Source organism: Streptomyces sp. NPDC058470 (genome assembly GCF_042721055.1).
GTDB lineage: Bacteria > Actinomycetota > Actinomycetes > Streptomycetales > Streptomycetaceae > Streptomyces.
In genome coordinates this window covers 107,001-125,336 of the sequence record NZ_JBHXMF010000012.1, presented here as the reverse complement: position 1 = coordinate 125,336, position 18,336 = coordinate 107,001, and the positions used below count along the sequence as shown (strand labels likewise).

Here is an 18,336-nt window from a genome sequence, read left to right as displayed (position 1 = left end):
TTCTTGGCGCTCTCGGGGGGGGGGTGGGGGGGCGCGGGGGTGCGGGGGGGGGGGGGCGGCGGGGGGGCGGCGGGGGGCCCCGCCCCCCCCCCCCCGCCGAGGTGCACCGAGCCATGGGTACGGGGGGAACCCTGGCTCGGTGCGAGGGCCGATGACCAGTCGGCTCACCCACTACTGCGCCACCGCGGCTGAAAATGTCACACCAGGGGCGGGTGGAAAGTCGGCGGAACACGAACCCGCAGGTCAGGATGTTTCGGCGAGGTTCAGGACCGAGGCCGAGGGTGACGGTGAGGGTGAAGGGGAGGCCGAAGGTGACGGTGAAGGGGAGGGTGAAGGCGTCAGGGTGAGGGTTCCGCCGCTGCCGAGGACATCGTTGCCACGGCGGCCGTTACCGCGGTCGTCCTCGTCCTTGCCGTGCTGGTGGCCACGGCCGTCCCCGCCACGACCCCCGTCGCTGTCGTCGCTACCGCTGTCGTTGCCGCTCGGCAGTAGCGGGAGCAGCGGGAGTATGTGGTTGCCGTCGTCGTCACTCCCGTCTCCCGGGGCGGAGCCCCCGTCCGAGTCCTGACCGAAGCCCTGGTCGGAGCGGGTTTCCCAGGTCGCGTCCGAACTCCCGTCCGAGTCCTTGGAGTCCTCGTCCCCGGCGTTCTTCCCGCTGTCGTCGGCGCCGGTGCCCGCCCGGTCCAGGACTTCGTTGCAGTACTTCTTCAACCGGCCCTGGCCGGAGCCTCCCGCGGCGTCCTCCAGAACCCGCCTACGGCCGGCGTCCAGTTCCCTGCCGTCGAGGACGTCACGGCACGACGAGCGTGTCCGGCTCCACCACTCGCGGGAGCGGCCCTGCTCCCCCGCCCCGTCCGGGCCCTGCTGCCCGTCCGACACACGTCCGCCGGCCTCCTTCTGCGAGGAGCCGCCGACGGACGAACCGCTCGTGGCTCCGTCAGGTGTACCGGCCGGGAAACCACCGCCCCCCGAGCCCTCGGGTGACGGCGGGACGAGCGGCCGCTCCGGTGTGGCCGCGGCCGTGACCGAGGCGGTAGGACCGGGTTTGTCGTCACCGAACGGAGTCGGCAGCATTCCGGTTCCGGTCGCGACGGCGACCCCGCCGATCATCCCGGCGGCCAGCGCCGCGGCAAGACCGAGGCGCGTGGGACGACCCCAACGGACCCGGCGACCACCGAGGTCCGGACGTCCCAGACGGATGAGACCGGCGTCGGAGGAGTACGCGGTGGTGATGCGGGAGGCGGAGCGCGTACGACCGCGCGGGGCCGGCTGCTCCACCTCACCGTCCACATCCGCGCGCACTTTGCGGAACGCGGCCAACGCGGAAGCCTCGCCGGGGAGTTCGTCGTTGCCGAGCGCGGGGCCCGGGACCAGCGCGGCGAGCGCCCGGGCGAGCCGGTCCACCTGGTTCCGGTCGTGGGCGTCGACGGCTTCCAGGGGTTCTCCGCGCATCAGGCGCTCCGCGGCGTCGCGGTCCAGCCACCGGCCGGGGGGCCGTGGGTTTTCTCCCGGGAAGACACAGCGCTCGTCGGCCATCACATGTCCTTCTGCGTCCGCGACCGCGTATGCGTCACACCGGCGGACGTCACCGCACGTGTGCGCGGTTCTCTTTGTGGGGGTACGACGCCGAGTGCCCCGACGGATTCCGGATCGTCGCCGAGCAGCTCCGCGAGCCGTTTCAGACCGCGGTGCGCCGCTGTACGCACCGCACCGGGACGCTTGCCGAGGGTCTCGGCCGCGGTCTTGGCGTCGAGGCCGACGACGACGCGCAGTACGACGGCCTCCGCCTGATCCTGCGGGAGTTGGGCGATGAGCGAAAGCGTTCTGTCGGTGGCCAGGGACTCGATGGCCTCGCCCGCGGTGTCGGACTCGCCCGCCTTGCCGGTCAGTTCGGTCTCGTCGCCGCCTATCGCGGGGCGGCGCCCGCGCATCCGTATGTGGTCGAGCGCGCGGTTACGGGCGATACGGGCGGCCCAGCCGCGGAAGCGGTCGGCGTCACCGCTGAACCGCTCCAGGTCACGGGCGATCTGCAACCAGGCCTCGGACGTGACGTCTTCCGCGTCCGGGTCGCCGACCAGCGTCCGTATGTATCCGAGCAACCGCGGGTGCACCGCGCGGTACACAGTCCGGAACGCGGTCTCGTCCCCGTCCTGTGCCGCAAGCACCGCGGCAGTCAGCTCCGCGTCGTCCCCCAGCACCGCGCGCGCCCCTCTTTGCGCCTAAGCCGGCGCCGCTTTCGCGGACCGGGTACTCGCCGTCGTGGTTGCTCAATCGATGGTTGCGGTCTCAAGGCCCCTCATAAGTGCGGTTGTCCCCTCTCCACACCTCGGCGCGAATGGCACGTTACGGCGTGAAACCGCTCCCCGTCCATGTTCGTACAACACGCAACTACACGGTAACGGTGCGAGGTGTGACACAAAACGCAGCGTTGGCGCTGTAGGGAGTACGGGCCGCCGCGCGGCCCGTGCCGCGCGACGGCCGGGGCCTCTCCTGTGGGGGGTGGCGGCCTCGGCCGTTGCCATCGGCAAGGGCGGGTTCTGCCGCCCCCCTGGACCTCGCGAAGCCGGGTCCGGTCGGGTCGAAGCTCACCGTGTGGCCTCCCGGCACAGCAACCGCAGCGAACCGTCGCCCGCGTAGCAGCGGCGGGCCTCGTCGATCGGGTCCCACAACCGCCCGTCAGGCGTACGGATCCAGTGGTCGCCGCCCGTCACCCACCACTCCGCGCCCGTGCTCCGGGCGACGACCTCACCGGCGTACGCCCCGAAGCCGCGCAACACCGTCTCGACGGCGGCGTAGGGCGCTCCCTCCTGCCGTATCTCCTCGATCAGCCGGTCGACGCGCCACAGACTCTGCGCGGAGTAGTCCAGGCGCAGCCGGGCGCCCTCACGCATCGTCGCGACCGCGTCCGCCGCCCACCGGATGGGCTTCGTCGCAGCTTGGGGCCGGGTTGCTCGAGTTGCGTCCACACTCGAAAGAGCGCCCTCCGCCCAAGATTCGTCACCCCGATCCGAGCACTCCCCGACACCGGCCCGATATCGCCCCACGGCACCCACAGGACAAACACAGGACTCTCGCAGGCCGGAGGTTTATGACCCGAAGGGGCAGAAGGGCTGGCGGTGTTGGGGTGGGACCGTTGCCCGTACGACGCGGAGGCGCCGGAGGATGGGGGGTGTTGGCGCTAGGAGGGCGAGGTACCGGCGGAGCATTTGGCGGCCGTACGACGCGGGCGGCGCCGTACCCGGACAAGGCACCGGCGCAGCACGGCCTACGTCCGCCCCCGCGCCCGCCGCGACACCACCGCCCGGAGCACCCGCCGTCCCTCCGTCGACTGTCCCAGGACCAGCCGCAGGCCGCCCTCGCCGCGGTCCGCGAGCAGTTCCAGGATGGCGATCTGGCGCCGCAGTTCGGCGGCGACGAGCGGGGACATGCCGTCCGTACGGCCCTCTCGCCGGGCCGCGACCGAGGACGAGGACGTGTCGGCGGCGGCGATATCGAGGAGTCCGTGGATCTGCAGGGCCGCCACGGAACAGTCGTCCGCCCATGTCCGCAGGGCGGCGGCGGAATGCTCGACCGGAACGGTGGCGAGCATGTGACGGGCGAGGAGGGCGGCTTGGTGGTCGGGCGAGGTGCCGGAGTCGGTGCCGGGGTTGGAGCCGGAGCCGGAGTAGGAGCCGGAGCCGGCCCGCGCCCCGAGGTCGAGGCCGAGGTCGAGGTCCTCCGAACCCTCCAGCTCGCCCAGCTCCCCCAGATCCGCCCGCGCCTTGGCGAGCCGCTCCCCCCACGCGTCCCCGTCCACCAGGCTCGTCCACAGGGGCCGCAGAACGTCGTCATCGTCGCCACCCAGCAGGGGAACGCACCGATCCAAACAAGCCAGCCCGCTCGCCGCCAGCCCACGCTCATCGGCCTGAGCGATCAGTTCCACCAGGCTCATCGTGACTCCCTCGAACTCCTCGAACTCCTCGAACACCGCAGCAGGGCGCCTGTTTCTCACGGAGCCCGCACTTCCCCTTACTGCGTGCGACAGGCCGGGAGTGTCACAGGAGCTCACAAAGGCACGACGCCAAGTCGGTCCAGGAACCGGAATAGCAGGTTTTCGGCCAACGGGTCAGGGTCCGCGGTCAATACGTCGAGAAGCGGTTGCGCGACCACCGCGTGGCCGGCCTCCGCGGCCCAGGCGACGGCGCGTTCGGCGGCGTCGGCCGGCTCCAGGAAGTAGTCGTCGACGCCGAGCCCCTCCTCGCTGTCCCCCAGGTACCGGGCCATCGCGGGCCGCGCGAGACACGTCGTCCACGCACCGCTCTCCGGCGCGGCCGCCTCGACGACCACACAGTCGCTGTCCATGACGTACCCGAACAGCGCGGGCGCCCCGGTCTCCCGGGCGAGCGTGTTCATGCTGCCGACGTCCCCGTCGCCGCTCGGGTACTCCCACACCTGCCAGCCGTCGGGCGCCGTGGCCCGCAGGACCATGCCCGGCGCCCCCGCCAGCGCGTCCAGCTCCGCGAGCGACCGCTCACTTCTACCGACGACGTAGTACCCCCAGTAGCCCATTCCGGTCCCCCCGGTCTCTCGGTTCGGCTCGGGCCGAATACACCACAGACATACGGGAGTTGGCTACCCAATCGGGCAATCCGCCCCTAGGTCGTACGCCGACCGGTAGGGGCCCGGGGCTCAGTTCGGGTCCTTCAGCCCAGCCGGTCCGCCAGTTCCCTGAAGGCCGTCCAGGACAGCGCGGGTTCACCGGAATCCCACAACTTCTGGACGGTGGCGCGCAACGGCATCCTGACCCCCGCCGCCACCTGGTCCTGGGTCTGCGAGCCCGCGAGATCGCACCACACCGCGAAGCTGCCGCCGAGGATCTGCCCGTCGTACTTCGCGGGGACCGCGGTCGTGCCGCGTACGACGAGCGGGGTCCACTGCTCGTAGATGCGCTGCCCGGTCGGGTAGACGAAGGTCTGCGGCTGGCCGAGGACGTAATAGAGGTACTCGTCGTTGTAGTTGATCAACTCGCGTCCCGCGTCGAGGTATTCGACGGGCTTGCGTGCACCGATCTCCTTGCCCGTCCAGTACGCCACCTGCAGATCGCTGTCGGCCTGCACCTGACCCCCGGGAAAGAACCCGTCGTTCCAGGCCCGCAGCGTCCGGTCGTGGCCGTGCAGCACCTCGGCACGGTCGTTGAGCCAGCCGGTCGCGAGGTCGGCGATGCCCGCGCCCGAGCCATAGGTGTTCACGGCGGCGGTGACCAACTGCGGGTAGGAGGCGGCGGGGTTGGCGACCATCAGCGCCCGGTACTCGTCGCCGCCGAGGTGCCAGTAGGCGCCGGGGAAGAGATCGGCGTACTCGTTCAGCAGCTCGTCGACCAGGTCGGCGGACGCCTGCTGGGAGATGTCGATCGAGCCCTGCGAGGCGACGCCCTGCGCGTTGCGCAACTGGAGTTCGGGGTGTGCGGCGAGCACCGCGCCCAGGTGGCCGGGTGAGTCGATCTCGGGGACGACGGTGATGTGCCGGCTCGCGGCCAGGTCGAGGATCTCGCGGACCTGCGCCTTGCTGAGGTGCTGCTTCGACACGATCTCCGGGTGCGTGTCGGACTCGATGCGGAAGCCCTGGTCGTCGGAGAAGTGCAGGCCGAGCTGGTTGAACTTCAGGTCGCCCAGCTCCCGGACCCGGTCCTCGATCCAGTCCGCCGTGAAGTGCTTGCGCGCGATGTCCAGCATGAACCCGCGCTGCGGCTTCGCGGGCCGGTCCCGTACGACGCCCTCGGGCGCCGTGCCGCCGCCGTGCACCTCCTGCTTGAGCGTGCGCGTGCCGTAGAAGACACCCGCGTCGCCGGGAGCGGTGATCGTGACCCGGCCGCTCTTGACGGTCAGGGTGTACGACTCGACGCCCGAGGTCGTGTCGTCGAGGCCCAACTCGACGTCCCCGGAACGGGGTTCGGTCTCCCCCGCGTACGACAGCTTGAGCTCGCCGGCGAGCAGCCGCCCCTCGTCGGCGAGTTCACTGTCGGCGACGACCACCCGGGCGCCGGTGGCAGGGCGCCAGCCGGGGCCTCTGGCAGGGGTGTGTTCGCGGACGGCGGGGATGGTGCGGGGGGTCTGGGACAGGGGGTACGTCCGGGTCGGCGAGGGGGCGGGGCTGGTGGGCGTCGGTGCGGTGCTCGACGCGGTCACCGGCGTACCGCTCGACGGCACCCGCGCTCCCGCCGGTTCCCCGCTGTCGCCGGCGGGCCAGAACGCGACGGTGAGCGCGGCGGCCCCGGCGACGACTACACCGCCGCCCGCGATAACGGCCCACTGCATCCGCCGCCCCGGCGCGCGGCGCCGGCCGGTGCTCATGGCGCCACGCTCCCCGCGGTGACGGCCGGGAGTTTTTCGCCCCCTCCGCCCCTACCCGTCCCGTACCTCGGGGCGCTGCCCCCAGACCTCCGTGTCGCGCTGGACGCGCTCGTCCTCAAACGCCGGACGGGCCAAAAATCCAGCCTCTCCGGCGTTTGAGGAGCGGGGTCTGGGGCGGAGCCCCAGGAACAAGGGACGGGTAGGGGCGGAGGGGGCGAAAGAGCATTCCCACCCGCACCCGCACCCGCACACCCGTTCCCCGTCACGATCCCCATCACGATCCGCATCACGCCGCTCACTTCGCCGCCGAGGTCGCACATCCAGGTCCGTACATCCATCCCTCAGTGAACCTAGGCCCCCATCCCCCTCCACACCGTCCATCACACGTTCCGAAACACTCCCGTCCGGGTGAAATTCGGGCATCCGTCGGACAGCTCCTGACACTCCTCGATAGCGTGAGCATCACAACCCCCACTCTTTCCCCTGCCGAATCACGCGTGATCCCCATCGGACGTCACGCGAAACACCACCGCCGAGGACCCCCGCTGCCGCCGCACCGTCTCCCCCGCCTCCCCGAGCAGAAGAGCGCGGCGCCGTCCCCGGCCCGCCTGAAGGGGTTCAACTCCGCGCCCGCCGAGACCGTCGAGCGCGCCCTTCTCCTGTGCTGCCGCAGCCTGCGCTGGGCCCACCGCCTCACCGAGCACCGGCCCTACCCGGACCTGGACTCGCTGCTCGCCGCGGCCGACGAGGCGGCGTACGACCTGACGCCCGCCGACCTCGCCGAGGCGTTGGCCGGGGAGTCGCTCACACTGCTCCCGGACGGCGCGTACTCCGCCGCCCACACCGCACTGAGCGCCGCGCACGCCGCGTACGAGAGCCGGTTCGGGCATGTGTTCGTCATCTGCCTCGACGACCTCGCCCCGGCGGAGGCACTCGACGAGGTGCTCGCCGGAATCCGCTCCCGCCTCGCCCACGACCCCGAGGAGGAGCGCGTCCTCGCGGCCGAGGAGCTCAGACGCCTCGCCCGGGGTCGGCTCGCACGCCTTGCGCATACCTTCGAAACGGGCGAAGGCAGGAGCGAAGGAGACAGCGTGGGTGGAACTGTCGAAATACGTGGATTCCAGGCATCCCTATAGCCCGTACGAGCTTGTTTGGCTGCCTGTTTGATCACACCAGCGGGGCCGCTGTAAGCGTTCCGACAAGTCGTCGCTACGATGGCCGGGGCCGGTGGACCGTACCCGGCCGGGCCCGTCCGACACCCAAGCCGGCGCGGCCCCAATCCCCGCTCCCGGAGGGTTTTTCCGTGCCGGCTGGAACGCTGTACCGCGGCCGGGAAGGAATGTGGTCCTGGGTGGCTCATCGAGTCACCGGCGTCCTCATCTTCTTCTTCCTGTTCGTACACGTGCTGGACACCGCTCTCGTCCGTGTATCCCCCGAGGACTACGACAAGGTCGTAGCCACGTACAAGACGCCGCTCGTCGCGCTGCTGGAGTACGGCCTCGTCGCCGCCATCCTCTTCCACGCGCTCAACGGTCTGCGTGTCATCGCCGTCGACTTCTGGTCGAAGGGCCCGCGCTACCAGAAGCAGATGCTCTGGTCCGTCGTCGGTATCTGGGTCGTGCTGATGGCGGGGGCCCTTTACCCCGTCCTCGGTCACGCATTCCGCGAAGTCTTCGGGAGCTGACACAGATGTCCACCACCGAAACCGCCGCATCCGGCATCGGCCCCGTCGAAGGCGCGGACGAGTTCTCGACGTACAGCGTCGACAACCCGGCGCCGCTCATCGAGGCCCCACGCCAGCGGACCAGGAAGACCCCGAAGTCGACCCGTGGCAACTTCGAGATGTACGGCTGGCTCTTCATGCGCCTGTCCGGCATCGTCCTGGTCGTCCTGGTCCTCGGCCACCTGCTCATCCAGCTCGTCCTCGACGGCGGCGTCTCCAAGATCGGCTTCGCCTTCGTGGCCGGCCGCTGGGCGTCCCCGTGGTGGCAGGCCTGGGACCTCGCGATGCTGTGGCTCGCGATGCTGCACGGCTCCAACGGCCTGCGTACGGTCATCAACGACTACGCGGAGCGCGCGAACACGCGCCTGTGGCTGAAGGGCCTGCTGTACACCGCCACGGTGTTCACGATTCTGCTGGGCACGCTGGTGATCTTCACCTTCGACCCGAACATCCGCTAGGCACGGGGCTGAGGCAACCACTCATGAAGATCCACAAGTACGACACCGTCATCGTCGGCGCCGGCGGCGCCGGTATGCGCGCCGCCATCGAGTCGACGAAGCGCAGCCGCACCGCCGTGCTGACCAAGCTCTACCCCACCCGCTCCCACACGGGCGCCGCGCAGGGCGGCATGGCCGCCGCGCTCGCCAACGTGGAGGAGGACAACTGGGAGTGGCACACCTTCGACACGGTCAAGGGCGGTGACTACCTGGTCGACCAGGACGCCGCCGAGATCCTGGCGAAGGAGGCCATCGACTCGGTCCTCGACCTGGAGAAGATGGGCCTTCCCTTCAACCGGACGCCCGACGGGACGATCGACCAGCGCCGCTTCGGCGGTCACAGCCGTAACCACGGTGAGGCGCCGGTGCGCCGCTCCTGCTACGCGGCTGACCGCACCGGTCACATGATCCTCCAGACGCTGTACCAGAACTGCGTCAAGGAGGGCGTGGAGTTCTACAACGAGTTCTACGTCCTGGACCAGCTGATCGTCGAGATCGACGGTGTGAAGCGGTCCGCGGGCGTCGTCGCGTACGAACTCGCGACCGGCGAGATCCACGTCTTCCAGGCGAAGGCGGTGATCTACGCGTCCGGCGGCACCGGCAAGTTCTTCAAGGTGACGTCCAACGCGCACACGCTGACCGGTGACGGCCAGGCCGCGGTCTACCGTCGCGGGCTGCCGCTGGAGGACATGGAGTTCTTCCAGTTCCACCCGACCGGCATCTGGCGCATGGGCATCCTGCTGACGGAGGGCGCCCGTGGTGAGGGCGGCATCCTCCGCAACAAGGACGGCGAGCGCTTCATGGAGAAGTACGCGCCGGTGATGAAGGACCTGGCGTCGCGAGACGTCGTGTCCCGGTCCATCTACACGGAGATCCGTGAGGGCCGTGGCTGCGGTCCCGCGGGCGACCACGTCTACCTGGACCTCACCCACCTTCCGCCGGAGCAGTTGGACGCCAAGCTCCCGGACATCACCGAGTTCGCCCGTACGTACCTGGGTATCGAGCCGTACACGGACCCGATCCCGATCCAGCCCACCGCGCACTACGCGATGGGCGGCATCCCGACGAACGTCCAGGGTGAGGTGCTGAGCGACAACACCACGGTCGTCCCGGGCCTGTACGCGGCCGGCGAGGTCGCGTGTGTGTCGGTCCACGGCGCGAACCGCCTGGGCACGAACTCGCTCCTCGACATCAACGTGTTCGGGAAGCGCGCGGGTATCGCCGCCGCCGAGTACTCGGTGAAGGCCGACTACGTCGAGCTGCCCGAGGACCCGGCCTCCCAGGTCGTGTCGCAGGTCGAGCACCTGCGCAACTCCACGGGCACGGAGCGGGTCGCGGTCCTGCGCAACGAACTGCAGGAGTGCATGGACGCCAACGTGATGGTGTTCCGCACCGAGCAGACGATCAAGACGGCGGTCGAGAAGATCGCGGAGCTGCGCGAGCGCTACCTGAACGTCTCGATCCAGGACAAGGGCCGCCGCTTCAACACGGACCTCCTGGAGGCCATCGAGCTGGGCAACCTGCTCGACCTGGCCGAGGTCATGGCGACGTCCGCGCTGGCGCGCAAGGAGTCCCGCGGCGGTCACTACCGCGAGGACTACCCGAACCGCGACGACGTCAACTTCATGCGCCACACCATGGCGTACCGCGAGGTCGGCGACGACGGCACCGAGTCCATCCGTCTCGACTACAAGCCGGTCGTCCAGACCCGCTACCAGCCGATGGAGCGTAAGTACTGATGGCAACCCCGACCCTGGACAAGGCGGACGCGGCCGACAAGCCTGAAGCAGGCTTCGCCGACTCCCCGTACATCACCGCCACGTTCCGCATCCGCCGCTTCAACTCCGAGGTCTCGGCCGAGGCGGTCTGGGAAGACTTCCAGCTGGAGATCGACCCGAAGGAGCGCGTCCTCGACGCCCTCCACAAGATCAAGTGGGACCAGGACGGAACGCTCACCTTCCGTCGCTCCTGCGCGCACGGCATCTGCGGCTCGGACGCCATGCGGATCAACGGCAAGAACCGCCTTGCCTGCAAGACGCTGATCAAGGACCTCAACCCCGCCAAGCCGATCACGGTCGAGCCCATCAAGGGCCTCACGGTCCTCAAGGACCTGATCGTCGACATGGACCCGTTCTTCCAGGCGTACCGCGACGTGATGCCCTTCCTGATCACGAAGGACACCAACGAGCCGACGCGGGAGCGTCTCCAGTCGGCGGAGGACCGCGAGCGCTTCGACGACACCACGAAGTGCATCCTCTGCGCGGCGTGCACGTCGTCCTGCCCGGTCTTCTGGAACGACGGCCAGTACTTCGGCCCGGCTGCCATCGTCAACGCCCACCGCTTCATCTTCGACTCACGTGACGAGGCGGGCGAGCAGCGCCTCGAGATCCTCAACGACAAGGACGGTGTGTGGCGCTGCCGCACCACGTTCAACTGCACGGACGCCTGCCCTCGGGGGATCGAGGTCACGAAGGCGATCCAGGAGGTCAAGCGGGCGCTGATCACTCGGCGGTTCTGACCCCGTCTTCTGTATGTCCGTGAGGGCCCCGTTTCCTTGTTTCCTCGGGAACGGGGCCCTCACGCGTACCCGGCCACGATCGGGTGATGGGTCTCGGTCAGGACCCCTGAGGGCTGTCCGGCCTACGATGATGCTCTCGACAACAGCCCACGGGAGGCACCTGATGTCCGCAGCACCCGTCGAGCAGCCGCATGGCGACCGGTCGCTGATCGCGGAGGCGAACCGCATCATGGATCGCCTCCCGGGCCTCCGGGTCGAGATCATCGGAGGCCAGATCCTCGTGACACCGTCCCCCGACGTCGCTCACGCGAGGGCTCTGAAATGGGTGACTCGTCCCTTCGAGGCCGCTGGTCTCGACGAGGACGAGACCGAGGTGCACCAAGCCATCGGCGTCTGGCTGCCGGACGGTCCCGAGGACTACGCGATCCCCGATCTCTGCATTGTCGAAGCCGACATCGAAGAGCACCTCGTTGAGAACAACTCGTACGACCCCGTGGTCTTCCGCCTCGTCCTGGAGGTCACGTCCAGCAACTGGAAGGCCGATCTCCGCACCAAGGTCACCGCTTACGCCCAGGCGAAGATCCCGGTCTACGTGATCGTCGACCGCAAACACCAGCGCCTCCACGTTCTGACCGACCCTGCCGGAGACGAGTACGCGACCCACCGCATCCACGCCCCCGGCGAACTCGTCACCCTCCCCGACTCCATCGGCGCCAAGGTCACGCTCGACGTGGCGGAGATCCTCAGGGCCGGGCAGCCGAAGGGCGGTTGAGCGTTCCAGGAAGAAGAACACCTCGACCCGGCTGCCGACCCCCATGCCACGCGCCGTCGAGGCGGCGATCTGAGCCCCGAGGGCCAGACGTACGGAGCCCCGCCTCCCGAGCTGGAGACAGGGCTCTCGTCGTACGTCCGGTCGGCATCAGCCGCGCAGGACGCGACCCTGCTTGTCCGTGCGGTCGTTGCTCGTGAAGAAGAGGATCGCGTCGATCAGCGCCCATATGCCCAGGCCACCGCAGGTGAGGAGCTGGGCGATGGCCACACCCGTGGAACCGACGTAGAAGCGGCCGATACCGAAGCCACCGAGGAAGAGCTGGAGAAGGCCCGCGGTGATCTTGGACTTGTCGGAGAGCGGGCGGCCCTGGTGGTCGACGCCGAACGGTGCTTCAGGGGTGGGGACAGACATGGAAGTTGCTCCTGGGATGACTGATGAAAGACCGAAGCGGAATGCTCCGGGGGAATCCAGGAGGGAACCCATGACAAATGACGCCTACTGCGATGGCGTACAACGTGCTGCGCCATCCCCCCTGTGACCCGGGAAGCATAGAGAGATCAAGAGGGACAGTGGGACGAAGAACGGTCGATCACCCTGGATCGTTCCATATCCGTGATCAAAATCTGGCCAAAATTGCGTGTGGGGCCGTGGCTGACGGGCAGTTGTGAGGGCTATCGCCTCACCACGGCTGTCCCCGGCGCGCGTTGCCCGGCTCAGGCGACGTTGCGGACCACGGTCCACGCGACGGCCACCACCAACACCATCGCCTGGGCCCGGGGACTGAGGGTGGGCCGCCAACGGCGCCCGCGTACCCCTTCCAAAAACCACCGCCCCAGCAGCGCGAGGGCGAACGGGGAGGCCAGCAGGAGCACCCTGTTGTCGTGCCAGGCCGCCGAGAACTGGCCGTGCATCAGGTCGTACACCATGCGGGTGCCGCCGCAGGCCGGGCAGAGCAGCCCGGTGAGGTAGCGGAACGGGCACTGGGGCAGCAGGTGACCCGGCTCGTGCGGATTGGTGCCGTAGAGATAGCCGGCGCCCGCGACCCCGGCGACGAACACCGCGAGGGGTGCCGTCGCCGCGTGCCGCAGGACAGTCGCCGGCCCGGCACCTCGCCCGGCGTGGGGCTCAGCCACGCAGGATCCGCCCCTGGGAGTCCGTGCCGGTGTTGCTCGTGAGCAGGAGGATCCCGTCGATCAGGGCCCAGATGCCCAGACCACCGCAGGTGAGGAGCTGGGCGATCCCGATGCCGACGTTGCCGATGTAGAAGCGCCCGATGCCGAGGGTTCCGAGGGTGAGCTGGAGAATCCCCGCGACGATCTTCGACTTGTCGGAGTACGGCCGGCCGTAAGGGTCATAGCCGTACGGGGCGTTGGGGTCGCCCGTGTACATGCCGGGCGGCACGGCACCCATCGGGTAGCCCTGCTGCGGGTAGCCCTGTTGCGGATAGCCGTACGGGCCCGGCTGCTGATAGCCCCCCGGCTGCTGATAGTCACCGGGCGGCGGATAGGCACCCGCCGGGCCGGGCCCGTACGGGTTCGGCCCGCCGGGCGGGACGGCCCCGGGGTTCGGATAGCCGTAACCGGGCGGCTGGTCCGGGGGCTGCTGCGGCTGCTGGGGTGGCTGGGGCTGCTCGGTCAAGGTGTTCACTCCTGCATCTCGGTGCGCGGGCCGCTGGACAGGCCTGAAGGCCAAATGACCGAACAGGACTGCCGGTCATATTGCAGGAGCGGGTGGCCGGGAGAGAAGTCGGCTCCCCCGAAGAGCATCCGGAGTACCGGGCCCGGCCGGCGTACTCCAGAAAACCTGGGGGTCTGCATACAACCCTTACGTCCCACCGCACGTCTTCCGTGTACGCCCGCCCCAGCCGTGCCTGTCCTGACCCGGACGGACGGGTGCCCCAGTTCGCTGCGGACCGCCTAAAGGCCCCGCGCACCGCAGGAGACGCACGCAGTTGACAGGAAACGCCCCACGCAGAACCCGTCACCTCGTCCTCGCGACGGCTGCGGCCGCCTCGCTGACCGCCGGCCTGCTCACTGTCACGACGGGCACCGCGACCGCCGCCACCCCCGCCAAGCACGCGGACGACTTCAACGGCGACGGCTACCACGACTACGCGGTCGGTGACAGCGGATCGGTCACCGTGACGTACGGGACCGCGGCGGGCCCTGGCACGAAGGTGAAGACGTTCACCCAGAACAGCGCGGGCATTCCCGGTACGGCCGGTGACGCGGGAGGGTACGGCGACGGCTTCGGCCATTCCCTCGCGAACGCCGACTTCAACCGCGACGGATACGCCGACCTCGCCGTCGGCGACCACAGCGAGAAGGTGAGTGGCAAGGTCGCGGCAGGCGCGTGACGCGGGTGGCGTGCACGTCCTGCGCGGCGGCAAGAAGGGACTGACCGGCGCAGCCTCCCAGTGGTTCACCCGCACGTCCGCGGGCGTCCCGGGCAGCGCCGGCCAGTACTCCATGTTCGGCCTGTACGTCCGCCTCCGCGACCTCGACCGCGACGGCGACGCGGACCTCCTCATCTCGGACAGCGACACCCCGAGCGTCCTGCTGCCGGCCGGCCCGACCGGCATCACGACCGGCGCCGCCACGGAGCCGGAGCTGCGGGCGGACTTCCCGCAGTAGCCGTCCCGTACGCGCGCCGTGGCGATGGTGGTCGCCGACCACCGGTCGCGGCGCGTGCGAGTCACCTGCCCGACCCAGTCTCTCCTTGTGAAGGTCGCCTTACGCGTACGGGGCACGCCACTCCGCCCACACCCTCCATCCCGCCGCTCCCGGCGACGCCCGTTGACGAGAAGGTAGTGCCCTCACTCGTCGGCACAGGCCCGCAGGAGCCGGAGCCCGCACCCGCTCTCGGCGTCGAGGCCCGGCCCCGGGGTCTCGCGGGGCGTAAACGGGCTGCTGTCCCACACGCTGGGCCGTAACCGTCCGCCGACGCGCACGAGCCTGACGGCGACGGGATCCCTCGTACAGGCAAGGGAGTTGGTGACCAGCTCGGAGGCGACGAGCTCAACGCGGTCGAGGAATAGGTCGCGTACGCGGTACCGGGAGAGTGCGACCCGTGCGGGGGCGCGGCCGATGCCCGGCATGCTGCTCCGCAAGGGCCTCGCCGCGAGCGGTGGCGGAGTCGATGTGAACTCGCTGGCATCCGCGGCCAACTCTTCGGGCGGGCTGGATGCCGAGTACAGCGCGACGGGCTGGTCCAGGAGCGACATGCCGTTTCTGATGGGCACGCCCGACACCAACGGCGACCTGATCCCCGACATGTGGGCCATACGATCCGACGGATCCGTGGCGTCCTATCCGGGAAGCAGGACCAGCGTGGTCCCCACGTCCGGAACGCAGGTCATCGCTCCGTCCGTCCTGTGGCTGGCCCGTATCGCCATCGGGTGAAAGCACGCGGGGGGAGTTCGCGGCACCCGCGAACTCCCCCCGCGCCCGGTCAGTCCCGAGTTCCCGCCGAACCGCCGCGGCGGCGGTTGATCGCCGTCAGGTCGATCTCGACCTCGAACGGGACGGTGAGCTTGAGTCGGTCGTGGAAGATTCCGGTGAGTGCGTAGGACTTGGTGGCCGGGTCGAGTTCGTAGACGTAGACGACGGGGAGGCCCTTGTCCTCGTCTTCCTCCACTCGCCAGAAGTGCCGGAAGCCGGCCGCGGCGTATTTGCGGGGCTTGACCTCGCGATCACGTGCGCGGGACTCGGTGGAGACGACCTCCACGGCGAGGACGATGTCCTCGGGGCGGTACCAGGTCTGGCGCGGGCCGGTGTTTGCTTCCACGGGGAAGACCAGAACGTCGGGCTCCGGACGGTTCCTGGCGTCCAGTTTGATGGTCATCTCCCGCATGACATCAAGATGGTCCGGGGCCTGCTCCAGAAGACTGTTCTCCAGCAGGCGCATGCAGCGTCCGCGGAAGGCGGTCTGCGGACTCACGAATACGAGACTCCCGTCGATCAACTCTGTGTGGGGCGGGAGACCCGGGATCCGGTCGAGGTCGTCCGCGGTCCAGCCCTCGGGGGGCGGGATCGGCCAGCGGTACGGCGGCTCGTCGTCGAGCCCGTCCCCGGATGCGGCGCTCATGGTTGCTCCCATACGACGGAGTCTCGCCTGTCGATTCAGCGTACCCAGGGGGAATGTCACCCGCCTCCCCCCATCGGGTGACCCCCACGGTCAGCCCCCGAGGCCCCCGAGGCGCACCCACCTAATCTGACGTCATGTCAGATGATGAGTCGTACGAACTGCTCGGGTTCGACAACGTGCTTCTGCCCGTCGGGAACCTCGATGAGGCCGTGAGTTTCTACGAGCGGGCCGGGTTTCCGGTCGCGTTCCGGCTCGACGAGGCCGGGATCGCCCTGCTGAAGGTGGGGAAAGAGACGCCAGGACTGTTGCTGCGGCTGGACGAGGAGCTGAGTCGGCGGGCGCCGGTCTGGGCCTCGGTGCGGGTGTGGCTGGAGGTACGGGACGCGCGGGCCGTGGCCGGGATGCTGGTCGCGGCGGGCGTCGAGACCCTCGACGCCCCCTTCCCCGGCGCGACCGGATGGACCGTCGAGATCGCCGACCCCTGGGGCAACGTCGTCGGCCTCACGGACTACAGCAAGCGCCCCGAGCTCAGCCGACAGGCCTGACCCCCCTCCGCCCGCCCCACCCCGACTTGAACATGTTCAAAAGCAGGTCTACATTCTTTCTCGACAGCGTTTTTGAACGCGTTCAAGAAAGCATGGAGGGGTGGGGACATGGATCTCACGGTCGTCTCGTACGTCATCTACCTGCTGGTCAGCATCGCGCTGACCATCTGGGTGGCGCGCACGCTGAGCAAGAACGGGCGGATCTTCCTGGGCGACGTACTGCATGGGAACGAGAAGCTCGCCGATGCCGTCAACCACCTGCTGGTGGTGGGCTTCTACCTGGTCAACCTGGGCTTCGTCGCGCTCTATCTGAACGGGGACGACGAGATCGCCGACGCCCGCGGGATCTTCGAGGCCCTGTCGACCAAGCTCGGTGTGGTGCTGCTCGTGCTCGGGGTCATGCACCTCGGGAACGTGTACGTGCTTAACAAGATCCGGCGCCGGGGCGTCATGGAGCGGGAGCAGCTCCCGCCCGTCACGCCGACGGACTGGATCGCTCCGCCGGCCGGGGCGTGAGCCCGATGGCCGGCATTCCAGCCACCCGGGACCGGGACGCCGCGCGCGTCCCGGTCCTCGGGCTCACCGTCCTGTACGACGCCCGGTGCTCGCTCTGCTCCTTCGTGCGCGACTGGCTGGGCAAGCAGCCGCAACTGGTGCCGCTCCGGTTCGTGCCGGCCGGGTCCGAGGAGGCCCGGGGCGCGTTCCCCTCGCTCGACCACCGGGCCACCCTCGAAGAGATCACCGTCGTGGGGGACGGCGGGCAGGTCTACCGGGGGTCCGCCGCCTGGGTCGTCTGCCTCTGGGCGCTGCGTGAGCAGCGGGCGCTCGCCCATCGGCTGAGCACCCCGGCGGGTGCGCGTCTCGCGAAGGGCGCGATGCTCGCCGCCGCCAAGTGGCGAGCCGGCCACAAGACGGGCGGGAGCCTTTACTACGGGGGCGGGGGCGACGGATGGGCGTACCACCCCCAGGCGGGCTGGACGTACAACCCTCCCGGCTGCGACAGCGGCACCTGCTCCACTCGTTAGGCTCCTACCGTGCCCGCACCGACAGACAGCCCCGGCTCCGACAAAGCGCTCCCACCGGAGAAAGGTCCTGAAAAGGGCCTCGCCAAGAGCGAGCAGACCCGCGCCCTGATCCTGGAGACCGCGATGCGGCTGTTCGTGGAACGGGGCTACGACAAGACGACCATGCGGGCCATCGCCCAGGAGGCCGGGGTCTCCGTCGGCAACGCCTATTACTACTTCGCCGGCAAGGAGCACCTGATCCAGGGCTTCTACGACCGGATCGCGGCCGAGCACCGGGCGGCGGCCCGGGATGTCCTGGACCGGGAGACCGATCTGGAGGCCCGGCTGGGCGGGGTGCTGAGGGCGTGGCTGGACATCGCGACGCCCTACCACGAGTTCGCGGTGCAGTTCTTCAAGAACGCCGCCGACCCGGACAGCCCGCTCAGCCCCTTCTCCCCCGAGTCGGAGCACGCGCGCGAGGAGGCCATCAGCGTCCACCGTGAGGTGCTGTCCGGGGCGAAGACCAAGGTGCCGGCGGAACTCCGCGACGCCCTGCCGGAGTTGATGTGGCTCTCCCAGATGGGGCTCGTCCTGTACTGGGTCTTCGACCGGACCGAGGGGCGTGAACGCAGCTACCGGCTCGCCGAGCGCGGCGCCCGCCTCACCGCGCGCGGCGTCTCCCTGGCCCGCTTCCGTATCCTGCGGCCCCTCGTCCACGAGGTGCACGAGCTGTTCACGGACTTCCTGCCGGGGATGACGAGGGCGCTGCCCGACCCCGCGAAGAAGCACTGAGGGGCGGGGGGGTGGTGGGGTGTTTAAGCATGCGGCGAAAACCCCCCCCCCCCCAACCAACCGGGTGCCG

At 69.5% G+C, this 18,336-nt stretch carries 24 protein-coding genes; 13 read left to right on the top strand and 11 right to left on the bottom strand.

All coding sequences use genetic code 11. The features are described 5' to 3' along the window. Positions 1–243 precede the first annotated feature (243 nt). The 6 genes from ACFWP7_RS11650 to ACFWP7_RS11625 all read right to left on the bottom strand — a co-directional run bounded on the left by ACFWP7_RS11650 (position 244) and on the right by ACFWP7_RS11625 (position 6,329). Positions 244–1,452, bottom strand: a complete 1,209-nt coding sequence (locus ACFWP7_RS11650; RefSeq protein WP_384379780.1) for a hypothetical protein — start codon at positions 1,450–1,452, stop codon at positions 244–246. Between the two features lie 83 nt (positions 1,453–1,535). Then, the gene (locus ACFWP7_RS11645; protein WP_384379777.1) at positions 1,536–2,198 is read right to left on the bottom strand and encodes an RNA polymerase sigma factor; all 663 of its coding nucleotides are present in this window, start codon (positions 2,196–2,198) and stop codon (positions 1,536–1,538) included. 387 nt (positions 2,199–2,585) lie between these two features. Next, on the bottom strand, positions 2,586–2,966 hold the full coding sequence (locus ACFWP7_RS11640; protein ID WP_384379774.1) for a hypothetical protein: 381 nt from the start codon (positions 2,964–2,966) through the stop codon (positions 2,586–2,588). Between the two features lie 299 nt (positions 2,967–3,265). Beyond that, positions 3,266–3,931 (bottom strand): hypothetical protein, encoded by a 666-nt coding sequence (locus ACFWP7_RS11635; RefSeq protein WP_384379877.1) that lies wholly within the window; start codon positions 3,929–3,931, stop codon positions 3,266–3,268. Between the two features lie 113 nt (positions 3,932–4,044). Then, positions 4,045–4,548 carry a hypothetical protein gene (locus ACFWP7_RS11630; protein ID WP_384379772.1) on the bottom strand — a complete coding sequence of 168 codons (504 nt, stop codon included), beginning with the start codon at positions 4,546–4,548 and terminating at the stop codon, positions 4,045–4,047. A 134-nt stretch (positions 4,549–4,682) separates the two neighbouring features. Further along, the gene (locus ACFWP7_RS11625) at positions 4,683–6,329 is read right to left on the bottom strand and encodes a glycoside hydrolase family 20 protein (protein ID WP_384379769.1); all 1,647 of its coding nucleotides are present in this window, start codon (positions 6,327–6,329) and stop codon (positions 4,683–4,685) included. Between the two features lie 506 nt (positions 6,330–6,835). On the opposite strand from ACFWP7_RS11625, the gene ACFWP7_RS11620 reads away from it, so the two are divergent. The 6 genes from ACFWP7_RS11620 to ACFWP7_RS11595 all read left to right on the top strand — a co-directional run bounded on the left by ACFWP7_RS11620 (position 6,836) and on the right by ACFWP7_RS11595 (position 11,839). After that, positions 6,836–7,465, top strand: a complete 630-nt coding sequence (locus ACFWP7_RS11620) for a 2-oxo-4-hydroxy-4-carboxy-5-ureidoimidazoline decarboxylase (RefSeq protein ID WP_384379873.1) — start codon at positions 6,836–6,838, stop codon at positions 7,463–7,465. Between the two features lie 167 nt (positions 7,466–7,632). Continuing rightward, positions 7,633–8,013: a succinate dehydrogenase, cytochrome b556 subunit gene (gene sdhC / locus ACFWP7_RS11615; protein WP_384379766.1), complete on the top strand. Its 381-nt coding sequence runs from the start codon at positions 7,633–7,635 to the stop codon at positions 8,011–8,013. A 5-nt stretch (positions 8,014–8,018) separates the two neighbouring features. Then, positions 8,019–8,510: a succinate dehydrogenase hydrophobic membrane anchor subunit gene (locus ACFWP7_RS11610; RefSeq protein WP_384379763.1), complete on the top strand. Its 492-nt coding sequence runs from the start codon at positions 8,019–8,021 to the stop codon at positions 8,508–8,510. Between the two features lie 23 nt (positions 8,511–8,533). Further along, the gene (gene sdhA, locus ACFWP7_RS11605; RefSeq protein WP_384379760.1) at positions 8,534–10,288 is read left to right on the top strand and encodes a succinate dehydrogenase flavoprotein subunit; all 1,755 of its coding nucleotides are present in this window, start codon (positions 8,534–8,536) and stop codon (positions 10,286–10,288) included. Next, entirely contained in the window at positions 10,288–11,067 is a 780-nt protein-coding gene (locus ACFWP7_RS11600) for a succinate dehydrogenase iron-sulfur subunit (RefSeq protein ID WP_384379757.1), read from the top strand. The genes sdhA and ACFWP7_RS11600 overlap by 1 nt, the downstream gene beginning before the upstream one ends. A gap of 163 nt (positions 11,068–11,230) precedes the next feature. Then, complete coding sequence (locus ACFWP7_RS11595) at positions 11,231–11,839, top strand: Uma2 family endonuclease (RefSeq protein ID WP_384379754.1); 609 nt, start codon at positions 11,231–11,233, stop codon at positions 11,837–11,839. Positions 11,840–11,986: 147 nt separating this feature from the next. Here ACFWP7_RS11595 and ACFWP7_RS11590 read toward each other — a convergent pair whose 3' ends face one another. From ACFWP7_RS11590 to ACFWP7_RS11580, 3 genes are all read right to left on the bottom strand, one after another. Further along, positions 11,987–12,250: a TM2 domain-containing protein gene (locus ACFWP7_RS11590; protein ID WP_384379751.1), complete on the bottom strand. Its 264-nt coding sequence runs from the start codon at positions 12,248–12,250 to the stop codon at positions 11,987–11,989. 302 nt (positions 12,251–12,552) lie between these two features. After that, a complete protein-coding gene (locus ACFWP7_RS11585; protein ID WP_384379748.1) occupies positions 12,553–12,972 on the bottom strand; it encodes a DUF2752 domain-containing protein in 420 nt (139 codons plus the stop codon). Beyond that, positions 12,965–13,477 carry a TM2 domain-containing protein gene (locus ACFWP7_RS11580; protein ID WP_384379745.1) on the bottom strand — a complete coding sequence of 171 codons (513 nt, stop codon included), beginning with the start codon at positions 13,475–13,477 and terminating at the stop codon, positions 12,965–12,967. The genes ACFWP7_RS11585 and ACFWP7_RS11580 overlap by 8 nt, the downstream gene beginning before the upstream one ends. A gap of 313 nt (positions 13,478–13,790) precedes the next feature. On the opposite strand from ACFWP7_RS11580, the gene ACFWP7_RS11575 reads away from it, so the two are divergent. Further along, positions 13,791–14,195: an FG-GAP repeat domain-containing protein gene (locus ACFWP7_RS11575; RefSeq protein WP_384379742.1), complete on the top strand. Its 405-nt coding sequence runs from the start codon at positions 13,791–13,793 to the stop codon at positions 14,193–14,195. Next, complete coding sequence (locus ACFWP7_RS11570) at positions 14,170–14,472, top strand: hypothetical protein (protein ID WP_384379739.1); 303 nt, start codon at positions 14,170–14,172, stop codon at positions 14,470–14,472. Before ACFWP7_RS11575 ends, ACFWP7_RS11570 begins: the two co-directional genes overlap by 26 nt. A gap of 182 nt (positions 14,473–14,654) precedes the next feature. Here the strand turns inward: ACFWP7_RS11570 and ACFWP7_RS11565 are convergent, their stop codons facing one another. Continuing rightward, a complete protein-coding gene (locus ACFWP7_RS11565; protein ID WP_384379736.1) occupies positions 14,655–14,936 on the bottom strand; it encodes an ATP-binding protein in 282 nt (93 codons plus the stop codon). On the opposite strand from ACFWP7_RS11565, the gene ACFWP7_RS11560 reads away from it, so the two are divergent. Further along, complete coding sequence (locus ACFWP7_RS11560) at positions 14,935–15,240, top strand: hypothetical protein (protein ID WP_384379733.1); 306 nt, start codon at positions 14,935–14,937, stop codon at positions 15,238–15,240. The genes ACFWP7_RS11565 and ACFWP7_RS11560 overlap by 2 nt on opposite strands. 49 nt (positions 15,241–15,289) lie before the next feature. Here ACFWP7_RS11560 and ACFWP7_RS11555 read toward each other — a convergent pair whose 3' ends face one another. Beyond that, a complete protein-coding gene (locus tag ACFWP7_RS11555; RefSeq protein ID WP_384379730.1) occupies positions 15,290–15,925 on the bottom strand; it encodes a Uma2 family endonuclease in 636 nt (211 codons plus the stop codon). Positions 15,926–16,059: 134 nt separating this feature from the next. Between ACFWP7_RS11555 and ACFWP7_RS11550 the strand changes: the two genes are divergently transcribed. The 4 genes from ACFWP7_RS11550 to ACFWP7_RS11535 all read left to right on the top strand — a co-directional run bounded on the left by ACFWP7_RS11550 (position 16,060) and on the right by ACFWP7_RS11535 (position 18,266). Continuing rightward, complete coding sequence (locus ACFWP7_RS11550) at positions 16,060–16,470, top strand: VOC family protein (protein WP_384379727.1); 411 nt, start codon at positions 16,060–16,062, stop codon at positions 16,468–16,470. 108 nt (positions 16,471–16,578) lie between these two features. Next, the gene (locus tag ACFWP7_RS11545; RefSeq protein WP_384379724.1) at positions 16,579–16,986 is read left to right on the top strand and encodes a hypothetical protein; all 408 of its coding nucleotides are present in this window, start codon (positions 16,579–16,581) and stop codon (positions 16,984–16,986) included. A 5-nt stretch (positions 16,987–16,991) separates the two neighbouring features. Beyond that, complete coding sequence (locus ACFWP7_RS11540) at positions 16,992–17,495, top strand: thiol-disulfide oxidoreductase DCC family protein (RefSeq protein WP_384379721.1); 504 nt, start codon at positions 16,992–16,994, stop codon at positions 17,493–17,495. A gap of 105 nt (positions 17,496–17,600) precedes the next feature. Beyond that, a complete protein-coding gene (locus tag ACFWP7_RS11535) occupies positions 17,601–18,266 on the top strand; it encodes a TetR/AcrR family transcriptional regulator (RefSeq protein ID WP_384379870.1) in 666 nt (221 codons plus the stop codon). The last annotated feature ends 70 nt before the right edge of the window (positions 18,267–18,336 follow it).